Source organism: Micromonospora sp. NPDC003241 (assembly GCF_053589795.1).
Window position 1 is genome coordinate 82669 of record NZ_JBSFSO010000019.1, and the last position, 12183, is coordinate 94851.

Sequence of the window (12183 nt, forward strand, 5' to 3'; positions counted from 1 at the left end):
GTAGGTCCTCAATCGGCCCGCGCGGGCCGTTCACATAACGCACGGCAGTAGGGGCGGGATGGGCGACCATCCCGCCCCTACTGTCTGTGCGGTGGGCACCGGCGACCCTGGCGGTGAACGGTCGGAGGTCGGGCTGGCAGAGTGGAGGGGTGAGCACCCCGCAGGGCCAGCGCGCCAGCCTGGACAAGCAGCCGCACGAGGTCGCCGCGATGTTCGACGGGGTCGCGGCCCGCTACGACCTGACCAACACCGTCCTCTCCTTCGGGCAGGACCGGTTCTGGCGGCGGGCCACCCGGGCCGCGCTGGCCCTGCGCCCCGGGGACCGGGTGCTGGACGTGGGCGCGGGCACCGGGGTCTCGACCGAGGAACTGTCCCGCTCCGGGGCGTACGCGGTCGGCGCCGACCTGTCGCTGGGCATGCTGTACGCGGGCAAGAAGGTCCGTCCACAGGTGTCGTTGCTGGCCGGTGACGCCCTCCGGCTGCCCTTCGCCGACGCGAGCTTCGACGCGGTGACCATCTCCTTCGCGCTGCGCAACGTCAGCGACACCGACGCGGCGCTACGCGAACTGGCGCGGGTCACCCGGCCGGGCGGCCGACTGGTGGTCTGCGAGTTCAGCACCCCGGTCAACCCGGCCTTCCGCACCGTCTACCTGTCGTACCTGATGCGGTCGTTGCCGGCGGTGGCGCGGACGGTGTCCAGCAACCCGGACGCCTACGTCTATCTCGCCGAGTCGATCCGGGCCTGGCCGGACCAGCCGGCACTGGCCGCCCGGGTGGGCGCGGCCGGGTGGGGCAAGGTGGCGTGGCGGAACTTGAGCGGCGGCATCGTGGCGCTGCACCGGGCCACCCGGGACTGACCGACTTGCCCGTTTCTCGCCGCCATTTAGGTGAATTGGGTCGTTTGGTATTGCCTGCCCCTTAGGCTGGCCCGCATGACGGATGCGAACCGCGTGGCCACCGATGATGCCGCCGAGCTGGTCGACCAGCTCAGGGATCTGGCCGGCGCGGATCCGGCGGACGTGCGCCAGGTGGTGTCCGAGGTGCTCGCCGCACTGGACCGGGCCGCCGGTGGCGCGTTGCGGGAGCACCTGCCGGAGACGATCCGCGCAGGGCTGGACGCCGCCAGCCCCACCGCATAGGGCTGCTCCGATGTCCCGGATCGCATGGCCGCAGCGTCCGGGAGTTCCATCAGTGTCCTGTTTCCGTGATGTTAGGTCGCCCTAACAAACCGAGCGTACGGCGGCGGTCATAGACTCGTCCCGGCTGGCTTGTGAAGCATTTCACGAGCACTCGGGAGGAGGCGCGAATGACCGCGGTGGAGAACGACGCCGACGTGATCGTCGTGGGCGCCGGTCCCGGTGGGTCGGCGACCGCGTACCACCTGGCCCGGCACGGCGTACGCGTGCTGCTGCTGGAGAAGACCGAGTTCCCGCGCGAGAAGGTCTGTGGGGACGGGCTGACCCCGCGCGCGGTGCGGCAGTTGATCCGGATGGGTGTGGACACCTCACCGGAGGCCGGCTGGCTGCACAACCGAGGTCTGCGGGTGATCGGCGGCGGCGTCCGGCTCGAACTCGACTGGCCGGATCTGGCCAGCTTCCCGAACTACGGGCTGGTCCGCACCCGGCTCGACTTCGACGACCTGCTCGTCCAGCGGGCGATGTCCGCCGGGGCGACGCTGCGTACCAACGTGAACGTGACCGGCCCGGTGCTCGACGGCAACGGCCGGGTGATCGGTGTGGAGGCCGAGGACGGCCCGGACAAGGCCCCGGCCACCTTCCACGCGCCGCTGGTGGTCGCCGCGGACGGCGTCTCCGGCCGCTTCCCGCTCGCCCTCGGGCTGGCCAAGCGCGAGGACCGTCCGATCGGCGTGGCGGTCCGCCGCTACTACCGCTCCGAGGCCCGGCACGACGACGACTACCTGGAGTCGTGGCTGGAGCTGCGGGCCAAGGGCACCGGTGCCCTGCTGCCCGGGTACGGCTGGATCTTCGGCCTCGGCGACGGTCGGGTCAACGTCGGCCTCGGCATCCTCAACTCCTCGTCGGCCTTCGGCAAGACCAACTACCGGCGGCTGCTCACCGACTGGCTGGCCAACACGCCGCCGGAGTGGGGGATGACCGACGAGGCCAACGCCGAGGGCTCGATCCTCGGCGCGGCGCTGCCGATGGGCTTCAACCGGGTGCCGCACTACACCCGGGGGGTCATGCTGGTCGGTGACTCCGGCGGCATGGTCAACCCGTTCAACGGCGAGGGCATCGCGTACGCCATGGAGTCCGGCGAACTGGCCGCGGAGGTCGCGGTGCAGGCGCTGGCCCGTCCGGTCGGTGCCGAGCGGGAGCGGGCCCTGATGGCGTACCCGCAGGAGTTGAAGACCCGGTTCGGCGGCTACTACCGGCTGGGCGGGGTCTTCGTGAAGCTGATCGGCCGGCCCGAGATCATGCGCGTGGCGACCAAGCACGGCATGCCCCACCCGACCCTGATGCGCTTCGTGCTCAAGCTGCTGGCCAACCTCACCGACCCCCGTGGTGGTGACGCGATGGACCGGGTGATCAATGCGATGACCCGGGTCGCGCCCGCTGTGTAGGGGCGCGGACCAGGCAGGTCGACCCCCCGCCGACGGTCGCCGGGTGGGATGTGAATAGTGTGAATTTCGCCAACGAACGAGGGCAGGGAAGGACGAGCAGGAGAAGAAGATGTCACTCTCGCCTTACGTACCCATCATTGGGCTGTTCGCCCTCGCCGCCGCCTTCGCGCTGTTCTCGATAGGCGCTGCCCGGTTCGCCGGGCCCCGGCGTTACAACAAGGCCAAGCTCGAAGCCTACGAATGTGGCATCGAGCCCAGCCCGCAGCCGATCGGCGGCAGCCGGTTCCCGGTCAAGTTCTATCTGACGGCGATGCTCTTCATCGTCTTCGACGTGGAAATGATCTTCCTTTACCCGTGGGCTGTCTCCTTCGACCTCCTGCCGGTGTTCGGATTCGTCGCCATGTTGATTTTCATCGGTGCGGTCTTCGTCGCGTACGCCTACGAGTGGCGGCGCGGCGGTCTGGACTGGGACTGAGGGAGGAACGGCAATGGGTATCGAGGAGAAACTTCCCGCCGGCGTCCTGCTCACCTCGGTGGAGAAGCTCGTCAACTGGTCGCGCAAGTCGTCGGTCTGGGGTGCCACCTTCGGCCTGGCCTGCTGCGCGATCGAGATGATGGCCGCCGGTGGTCCGCACTACGACATGGGCCGCTGGGGCATGGAGGTCTTCCGGGCATCGCCCCGGCAGGCCGACCTGATGATCGTCGCCGGCCGGGTCAGCCAGAAGATGGCCCCGGTGCTGCGCCAGATCTACGACCAGATGGCCGAGCCCCGCTGGGTGCTCTCCATGGGCGTCTGCGCCAGCAGCGGTGGCATGTTCAACAACTACGCCATCGTGCAGGGCGTGGACCACGTAGTGCCGGTCGACATGTACCTGCCGGGCTGTCCGCCCCGGCCGGAGATGCTCATCGACGCGATCCTCAAGCTGCGCGAGAAGATCGGCCACGAGCCGCTCGGCCCGAACGGTCGCAAGATGCTGGCGGCCCGCGAGGCGCGCGGTGACGTGCCGGTGGTGCCGTACGGCTCGATGCCGTCGTCGTACCGCAACGACAAGGCCCGCCGCGCCGAGTGGACGAAGGCCGTCCGCGAGGGCCGCGAGGAGCAGTTGCGGATCGAGAACTGGATGAAGGCCCAGAACCACCTCCACCCGTACGGGGGGATCAAGTGACTGACGACAAGCGAGCCGAGGGCGGCGGCGTACCGGTTCCGGTGACGCCGGCCGGGTCGACCAGCGGTGCGCCCGCCGAGTTCCCACCGGCCTCGCCCGCCGGCCGGGGCATGTTCGGCAACCAGGGCACCGGCGACGTCTCCGGCTTCGGCGGCCTGGTCCGCCCGCGCCCGCAGCTCGCCGACTCGCCCCGGCCGTTCGGCGGCTACTTCGACGACGTGTACGACGCGCTGGAAGAGGCGTACCCGGCCTTCGGCGACGCGATCGAGAACGTGGTGGTCGACCGGGGCGAGCTGACCCTGCACATCCGCCCGGAGCGGATCGCCGAGGTGTGCCAGGTGATGCGGGACGACGCGGGGCTGCGCTTCGAGCTGCTCTCCTCGCTCTCCGGCGTGGACTACCTGGGTGCCGACGAGCGCCGGCTGCACGTGGTCTACCAGCTCACCTCGATGACCTACCGGCGACTGGTGCGGTTGGAGGCGGCCGTCTCCGTCGAGAACCCGCACCTGCCCAGCGTCACCTCGGTCTACCCGACCGCAGACTGGCAGGAGCGGGAGGCGTACGACATGTTCGGCGTCATCTTCGACGGCCACCCGGCGCTGACCCGGATCCTCATGCCGGACGACTGGGAGGGCCACCCGCAGCGGAAGGACTACCCCCTCGGCGGCGTGCCCGTGGAGTACAAGGGCGCCGAGATCCCGCCGCCCGACAAGCGGAGGTCGTACCAGTGAACGCGAGGAGTGCAGCGAAGCGGAGCCCCGCAGTCGCGAACGAAAGGTCGGCACTGTGAGCGCGTCCAACTACGCCACCGAGCGCGAGACCACCGAAGGTCGGGTCTTCACCGTCACCGGCGGGGACTGGGACGATCTCGTCTCGGGAGTCGACCCGATCAACGAGGGTCGGATCGTCGTCAACATGGGTCCGCAGCACCCGTCCACGCACGGGGTGCTGCGGCTGGTCCTGGAGCTGGAGGGCGAGACGGTCCGGGAGGCCCGCTCGGTCGTCGGCTACCTGCACACCGGCATCGAGAAGAACCTGGAATACCGCAACTGGGTCCAGGGCTCGACGTTCGTGACCCGGATGGACTACCTCTCGCCGATCTTCAACGAGACGGCGTACTCGCTCGCGGTGGAGAAGCTGCTCGGCATCACCGACGACATCACCGAGCGGGCCAACACCATCCGGGTGCTCATGATGGAGCTGAACCGGATCTCCTCGCACCTGGTCTGGGTCGCCACCACGGCGATGGAGCTGGGCGCGATCAACATGATGCTCTACGGCTTCCGCGAGCGTGAGTACATCCTGGAGATCTTCGAGCTGATCACCGGCCTCCGGATGAACCACGCGTACGTCCGGCCGGGCGGTGTCGCCCAGGACGTGCCGGACGAGGCGATCGTCAAGATCCGCGACTTCCTCAAGCTCCTGCCCAAGCGGCTCAAGGAGTACGAGGACCTGCTCTCCGGCCAGCCGATCTGGCTGGAGCGGACGAAGAACATCGCGGTGCTCGACGTGACCGGTTGTGTCGCGCTCGGTGTCACCGGCCCGGTGCTGCGCTCCGCCGGCCTGGCCTGGGACCTGCGCAAGACCATGCCGTACTGCGGCTACGAGGACTACGAGTTCGACGTGCCGACGCACCCCGACGGCGACGTCTGGGGCCGGTACCTGGTCCGGATGGCCGAGATGCGCGAGTCGCTCAAGATCGTCGAGCAGGCGCTGGACCGGCTCGAGCCGGGACCGGTGATGGTCGCCGACAAGAAGATCGCGTGGCCGGCGCAGCTGGCCATCGGCGTGGACGGCATGGGCAACTCGCTGGAGCACGTCGCCAAGATCATGGGCCAGTCGATGGAGTCCCTGATCCACCACTTCAAGCTGGTGACGGAGGGCTTCCGGGTGCCGCCGGGCCAGGTATACGTCGGCATCGAGTCGCCGCGCGGCGAACTGGGCGTGCACGCGGTCTCCGACGGTGGCACCCGGCCGTACCGGGTGCACTACCGGGAGCCGAGCTTCGTCAACCTCCAGGCCCTGCCGGCGATGGCCGAGGGTGGCCTGATCGCCGACGTGATCGCCGGCGGCGCCTCGCTGGACCCCGTCATGGGAGGTTGTGACCGGTGAGCACGACTGTTTTCACGGACCAGACGCGGGCTCGGGCGCGGGAGATCATCGCCCGTTACCCGGCCGACCGGTCCCGCTCGGCCCTGCTGCCCCTGCTGCACCTGGTGCAGTCCGAGGAGGGTTACGTCTCCCCGGCCGGAGTGGCGTTCTGCGCCGAGGTGCTCGGCCTGAACAAGGCCCAGGTCGGCGCGGTGGCCAGCTTCTACACCATGTACAAGCGCCGCCCCACCGGTGACTGGCTGGTCAGCGTCTGCACCAACACCATGTGCAACGTCCTGGGCGGGCAGGAGGTCTACGACGCCCTCACCGAGCACCTGGGTGTCGGGCACGACGAGACCACCGAGGACGGCTCGATCACCCTCGAACACGCCGAGTGCCTGGCCGCCTGTGACTACGGACCGGTCATGACGGTCAACTACGACTTCTTCGACGGGGTCGACCCGCAGAGCGCGGTCGGTCTGGTCGACGAGCTGCGCGCCGGTGGGCGGCCCACGCCGAGCCGAGGTGCCCGCCTCTGCACGCTCAAGGAGATGGCGGTGCAGCTCGCCGGCTTCGCCGACGAGCGCGAGGGCGCGGTCGCCGACGGCGTACCGGGTGAGCCGAGCCTGCGTGGCCTGAGACTGGCCGAGCAGCACGGCATCTCGGTGCCGGGCTTCGACCCGAACACCCCGATCCGCAGCGCCAAGGCCGGTGACAAGCCGGCCCCGGCCACCCCGGCCAAGGCCGCGCCGACCGGCACCACGGCTCCCGACGTACCCGCGCCGGACCGCAAGTCGCCGCAGGTGCGTACCGCCGAGACCCGGCAGCCGGACGCCCAGACGGCCGTGCCGGACGCACCCGGCACCAAGGTGCCGGTCGACGGGGCGGCGCCCACGTCGAGCGACGCCCGGGCGGCGGAGGCCGCTGGTGCGGCGGCCAACCGGCCCGCCGGTGACGGCAAGCCTGCCGGCGACGACGCCGAGGCTCAGGAGCGCAACCTCAGCGAGGCGGAGTCGTCCGGCGGTGGCCGGGGCTCCGCGAACGACAAGGGGGCTCAGAAGTGACCACGCCTCGGCCGGAGACCCTGGCCAAGCTGACGCCGGTACTCACCAAGCGCTGGCTGTCGCCGGACGCCTGGCGGATCGGCACCTACGAGAAGCTCGACGGGTACGCCGCGCTGCGTAAGGCGCTCAAGGCGCACCCGGACGACCTGATCCAGCTCGTCAAGGACTCCGGGCTGCGCGGTCGTGGCGGTGCCGGCTTCCCGACCGGGCTCAAGTGGGGCTTCATCCCGCAGGGCGACGGCAAGCCGCACTACCTCGTGGTCAACGCCGACGAGGGCGAGCCGGGCACCTGCAAGGACCTGCCGCTGATGACGCACGACCCGCACTCGCTGGTCGAGGGCGTGATCATCGCGTCGTACGCGATCCGGGCCAGCCGGGCCTACCTCTACATCCGGGGCGAGGCCGTGCACGCGGCGCGTCGGCTGCGCAACGCGGTGAACGAGGCCTACGCCAAGGGCTACCTCGGGCGCGACATCCTCGGTTCCGGGTTCGACCTGGACCTGGTCGTGCACTCGGGCGCCGGCGCGTACATCTGCGGTGAGGAGACGGCGCTGCTGGACTCGCTGGAGGGCTTCCGGGGCCAGCCCCGGCTGCGCCCGCCGTTCCCGGCGACCCACGGCCTGTACGCCAGCCCCACCGTGGTCAACAACGTCGGCACCATCGCGAGCGTGCCGTACGTCGTGCTCGGTGGTGCCGAGTGGTGGAAGACCATGGGCACGGAGAAGTCCTCCGGGCCGATGATCTATTCGCTCTCCGGCCGGATCGCCAACCCCGGCCAGTTCGAGTGCTCGATGGGCATCACGCTGCGCGAACTGCTGGAGCTTGCCGGCGGGATGCAGCCCGGACACCACCTCAAGTTCTGGACGCCGGGTGGCTCGTCCACCCCGCTGCTCACGGCCGAGCACCTGGACGTGCCGCTGGACTTCGAGGGGGTGGCCGGCGCCGGATCGATCCTCGGCACCACGGCCACGCAGATCTTCTCCGACCAGGACTGCCCGGTCTACGCGACCTACCGCTGGCTGGAGTTCTATCACCACGAGTCGTGCGGCAAGTGCACCCCGTGCCGGGAGGGCAACTACTGGATGGTCCGGGTCTACCGGCGCATCCTGGCCGGCCAGGGCACCCACGACGACCTGGACACCCTGCTCGACACCTGCGACAACATCCTCGGCCGCTCGTTCTGCGGTCTGGGTGACGGTGCCACCAGCTCGGTGACCTCGTCCCTGAAGTACTTCAAGCAGGACTACCTCGACTACATCGAGGGACGGACCGCGCCGAAGTTGTCCGACAAGCAGTTGGTGGGAGCCCACTGATGCGAGTGCGAGGAGTGAGCGGAGCGAGCCCCGCAGCCGCGAGCGAAAGGCGAGCACAGTGACCGACGTTGCCAAGTCGACCGAGACGGTCACGCTGACCATCGACGGCGTCGAGGTCACCGCCCCGAAGGGGGCGCTGCTGATCCGCGTCGCCGAGCAGATCGGCACGGAGATCCCCCGCTTCTGCGACCACCCGCTGCTGGCGCCGGCCGGTGCCTGCCGCCAGTGCCTCGTCGAGGTGGAGGGGCAGCGCAAGCCGGTCGCCTCGTGCACGCAGACGGTGGCCGAGGGCATGGTCGTCCGTACCCAGCTCAGCTCCCCGGTCGCCAAGAAGGCGCAGGAGGGGATCATGGAGCTGCTCCTGGTCAACCACCCCCTCGACTGCCCGATGTGCGACAAGGGCGGCGAGTGCCCGCTGCAGAACCAGGCGATGTCGACCGGCCGTACCGACTCGCGGTTCCACGAGCACAAGCGGGAGTACCCGAAGCCGCTGCCGATCAGCACGCAGGTGCTGCTCGACCGCGAGCGCTGCGTGCTCTGCCAGCGCTGCACCCGGTTCTCCGAGGAGATCGCCGGTGACAAGTTCATCGACCTGATGAACCGGTCGTCCGCCGAGGAGATCAACATCTATCGGGACGAGGAGTACGGCGAGGAGGGCGACGCAGGTGATGTGCCGTTCAACTCGTACTTCTCCGGCAACACCGTGCAGATCTGCCCGGTCGGCGCGCTGACCGGTACCCAGTACCGTTTCCGCGCCCGCCCGTTCGACCTGGTCTCCAGCCCGAGCGTCTGCGAGCACTGCTCGGCCGGTTGCGCCCAGCGCACCGACTGGCGTCGCGGCAAGGTGATGCGCCGGCTGGCCGGCGACGACCCGCAGGTCAACGAGGAGTGGAACTGCGACAAGGGCCGGTGGGGCTTCCAGTACGCCCGCGCCACCGACCGGCTGACCACCCCGCTGGTCCGCGACGAGCGCACCGGTGAGCTGCGCGAGGCGTCCTGGAGCGAGGCGCTCAGCGTCGCCGCCGAGGGGCTGCGTGCCGCTCGGGACGGCGGTCAGGGTTCGGCGGTGCTCACCGGCGGTCGGCTGACCGTCGAGGACGCCTACGCGTACGCGAAGTTCGCCCGGATCGCGCTGCACACCAACGACATCGACTTCCGGGCCCGCCCGGCCTCCCGTGAGGAGGCCGACTTCCTGGCCAGCAACGTCGCCGGCAGCACCGACGTCACCTACACCGACGTCGAGAACGCTCCTGCGGTGGTGCTGGTCGGCCTGGAGCCGGAGGAGGAGTGCCCGATCCTCTTCCTGCGGATGCGCAAGGCGTACCTCAAGAACCGACTCAAGGTGTACGCGATCGCGCCGTTCGCCACCCGTGGCCTGGAGAAGCTCGGTGCCAAGCTGGCCCGGGTGGTGCCGGGTGAGGAGGCCGGGGTGCTCGCCGAGCACGCCACGGTCGCCGAGGCGCTGAGCGCCCCGGGCGCGATCCTGATCGTCGGCGAGCGACTGGCCTTGGTGCCCGGCGGGCTCTCCGCCGCCGCCGAGGTGGCCGCGCGTACCGGCGCGAAGCTGGCCTGGGTGCCGCGCCGCGCCGGCGACCGGGGCGCCGTCGACACCGGTTGCCTGCCCAACCTGCTGCCCGGTGGCCGGATGGTCACCGAGCCGACCGCGCGGGCCGAACTGGGCGAGGCGTGGGACATCCCGGCCGGGGTGATCCCGAGCCAGGCCGGACGGGACACCGACGGCATCCTCGCCGCCGCCGCCGAAGGCCGGCTCGGCGCGCTGGTGGTGGCCGGCGTCGACCCGGCCGACCTGGCCGACCCGCGCCTGGCCGAGCAGGCCCTCGACGCGGTGCCGTTCCTGGTCAGCCTGGAACTGCGGGCCAGCGCGGTGACCCGACGGGCGAACGTCGTCCTGCCGGTCGCCCCGGTGGTCGAGAAGGCCGGCAGCTTCCTGGACTGGGAGGGTCGGCTGCGTCCGTTCGACGCGGTCCTGAACACCGCCGCGATGACCGACGGTCGGGTGCTCGACGCGCTCGCCGCCCAGCTCGACGTGCGGCTGGGCACCGGAGACGTGCTCTCCGTACGCCGCGAGCTGGGCAGCCTGCCGACGACCCGGGTGGGTCGTCCGGCCGCCCCGAGTGTCGAGCCGGGCACCGTCCGGGACCTCGCGCCCGGCGAGGCGGTCCTGGCGACCTGGCACCAACTGCTCGACCTGGGCAGCCTCATCGACGGTGACGAGCACCTGGGCGGCACCGCCCGTCCGCCGGTGGTCCGGCTGGGCAAGGGCAGCGCGGAGGCGCTCGGCATCGCCGACGGCGACCCGGTGACGGTGGGTACCGACCGGGGGGCGCTGACCCTGCCGGCGGCCATCACCGAGATGCCGGACGGCGTGGTCTGGCTGCCCACCAACTCGCCCGGCTCGACGGTACGGCGCAGCCTGGGCGCGACCTCCGGTTCGGTGGTCCGGGTCTCCGCACCTGGTACGGCCGAGCCGGTCGCCGCCGACGCGGCGGGTCGTTCGGGCCCGCTGCTCAACTCCTCCGGGGGTAACCAGTGAGTGCGAGGAGTGAACGAGCGGAGCGAGTGAGCCCCGCAGTCGGGAACGAAAGGTGGGCCCAGTGAGTCACTCGCTCCTCGCCCAGGCGCCGTCGCTGACCGACTTCGGTCACGACCCGTGGTGGCTGGTGCTTGGCAAGATCGTCTTTGCCTTCGTCGTCGCCCTGCTCGGCACGCTGCTGGGCGTCTGGTTCGAGCGGCGAGTGGTGGGGCGGATGGCGGTCCGGCCGGGCCCCAACCAGCTCGGCCCCTTCGGTCTGCTGCAGACGCTCGCCGACGGCCTGAAGATGGCCTTCAAGGAGGACATCCTCCCCAAGTCGGCAGACAAGGTCATCTACTTCTTCGCGCCGGCCATCTCGGTGATCTGCGCGGTCACCGCGCTGTCGGTGATCCCCTTCGGCCCGATGGTCAGCATCTTCGGCCACCAGACGCCGTTGCAGGTCACCGACGTGCCGGTGGCGGTGCTGGTGGTGCTCGCCTTCTCGTCGTTGGCGGTCTACGGCATCGTGCTCGCCGGTTGGGCCTCCGGCTCGACCTACCCGCTGCTCGGTGGTCTGCGGTCCACCGCCCAGCTGATCTCGTACGAGGTCTCGCTGGGGCTGTCCATCGTGGCGGTGTTCATGCTCGCCGGCACGATGTCCACCTCGGAGATCGTGGCCGCGCAGGGCACCGGCACGCAGGTGAACCTCTTCGGCTTCGACGTCCCGGCGCCCGGCTGGTACGCGCTGCTGCTGTTCCCGAGCTTCATCGTCTTCTTCATCTCCATCGTCGGTGAGACGAACCGGCCGCCGTTCGACCTGCCGGAGGCGGAGTCGGAGCTGGTGGCCGGCTTCATGACCGAGTACAGCTCGCTGAAGTTCGCGCTGATCATGCTCAGCGAGTACGTGGCGATGGTGACCATGTCGGCCTTCACCGTCACCCTTTTCCTGGGCGGTTGGTACGCGCCGTGGCCGATCAGCCTCTGGTCGGGCGCCAACACCGGTTGGTGGCCGCTGCTCTGGTTCTTCGGCAAGGTCATCCTGCTGGTGTTCGTCTTCGTCTGGCTGCGGGGCACGCTGCCCCGGCTGCGCTACGACCAGCTCATGCGGCTCGGCTGGAAGGTGCTGATCCCGATCAGCCTGGTCTGGATCGTGGTCCTGGGCTGGTACCGCACCATCGGCGACTGGGACACCACGGGTCGCCTGTGGGCCATCGGCATCCCGGCCGGGATCGTGCTGCTCGCCGCGATGTTCTGGCCGAGCCGCAAGCCGCAGCCGAAGCCGACCGTCGCCGAGCAGGTCGAGAACCGGCCGCAGGGCAGCTTCCCGCTGCCGCCAATGGATCTGCAGGTACCCCCGAGCCCGCGTACCCGGCGCATGGTCGCCGAGCGGGAGCCGGCCAACGTTCCCGCCGGCCAGGATTCTGAGGAGGTGTGA

The 12183-nt window shown here is 70.2% G+C and carries 11 protein-coding genes; all 11 read left to right on the plus strand.

What is annotated here, in order from left to right:
* The first annotated feature begins 149 nt into the window (after positions 1-149).
* Positions 150-857 (plus strand): demethylmenaquinone methyltransferase, encoded by a 708-nt coding sequence (locus ACWDVW_RS17370; protein WP_449949726.1) that lies wholly within the window; start codon positions 150-152, stop codon positions 855-857.
* A 75-nt stretch (positions 858-932) separates the two neighbouring features.
* Positions 933-1139, plus strand: coding sequence for a hypothetical protein (locus tag ACWDVW_RS17375; protein WP_350697430.1), 207 nt, complete (start codon positions 933-935; stop codon positions 1137-1139).
* A 167-nt stretch (positions 1140-1306) separates the two neighbouring features.
* Entirely contained in the window at positions 1307-2581 is a 1275-nt protein-coding gene (locus tag ACWDVW_RS17380) for a geranylgeranyl reductase family protein (RefSeq protein ID WP_449949729.1), read from the plus strand.
* A gap of 109 nt (positions 2582-2690) precedes the next feature.
* Positions 2691-3056, plus strand: a complete 366-nt coding sequence (locus ACWDVW_RS17385) for an NADH-quinone oxidoreductase subunit A (protein WP_350697428.1) — start codon at positions 2691-2693, stop codon at positions 3054-3056.
* Positions 3057-3069: 13 nt separating this feature from the next.
* Positions 3070-3747, plus strand: coding sequence for a NuoB/complex I 20 kDa subunit family protein (locus ACWDVW_RS17390; RefSeq protein WP_117229654.1), 678 nt, complete (start codon positions 3070-3072; stop codon positions 3745-3747).
* Complete coding sequence (locus ACWDVW_RS17395; RefSeq protein WP_449949732.1) at positions 3744-4478, plus strand: NADH-quinone oxidoreductase subunit C; 735 nt, start codon at positions 3744-3746, stop codon at positions 4476-4478. The genes ACWDVW_RS17390 and ACWDVW_RS17395 overlap by 4 nt, the downstream gene beginning before the upstream one ends.
* A 55-nt stretch (positions 4479-4533) precedes the next feature.
* Positions 4534-5859, plus strand: coding sequence for an NADH-quinone oxidoreductase subunit D (locus tag ACWDVW_RS17400; protein ID WP_131054079.1), 1326 nt, complete (start codon positions 4534-4536; stop codon positions 5857-5859).
* Positions 5856-6902, plus strand: a complete 1047-nt coding sequence (gene nuoE / locus ACWDVW_RS17405; RefSeq protein ID WP_449949734.1) for an NADH-quinone oxidoreductase subunit NuoE — start codon at positions 5856-5858, stop codon at positions 6900-6902. The genes ACWDVW_RS17400 and nuoE overlap by 4 nt, the downstream gene beginning before the upstream one ends.
* Positions 6899-8215 carry an NADH-quinone oxidoreductase subunit NuoF gene (nuoF, locus tag ACWDVW_RS17410; RefSeq protein WP_449949737.1) on the plus strand — a complete coding sequence of 439 codons (1317 nt, stop codon included), beginning with the start codon at positions 6899-6901 and terminating at the stop codon, positions 8213-8215. The genes nuoE and nuoF overlap by 4 nt, the downstream gene beginning before the upstream one ends.
* A gap of 58 nt (positions 8216-8273) precedes the next feature.
* Positions 8274-10769: an NADH-quinone oxidoreductase subunit G gene (locus ACWDVW_RS17415; RefSeq protein ID WP_449949740.1), complete on the plus strand. Its 2496-nt coding sequence runs from the start codon at positions 8274-8276 to the stop codon at positions 10767-10769.
* 61 nt (positions 10770-10830) lie between these two features.
* Positions 10831-12183, plus strand: a complete 1353-nt coding sequence (gene nuoH / locus ACWDVW_RS17420) for an NADH-quinone oxidoreductase subunit NuoH (protein ID WP_396741125.1) — start codon at positions 10831-10833, stop codon at positions 12181-12183.

Coding starts and splice junctions, on each gene's coding strand:
- ACWDVW_RS17375 (WP_350697430.1), top strand. CDS start 933: ATGACGGATGCGAACCGCGTGGCCACCGATGATGCCGCCGAGCTGGTC.
- ACWDVW_RS17380 (WP_449949729.1), top strand. CDS start 1,307: ATGACCGCGGTGGAGAACGACGCCGACGTGATCGTCGTGGGCGCCGGT.
- ACWDVW_RS17385 (WP_350697428.1), top strand. CDS start 2,691: ATGTCACTCTCGCCTTACGTACCCATCATTGGGCTGTTCGCCCTCGCC.
- ACWDVW_RS17390 (WP_117229654.1), top strand. CDS start 3,070: ATGGGTATCGAGGAGAAACTTCCCGCCGGCGTCCTGCTCACCTCGGTG.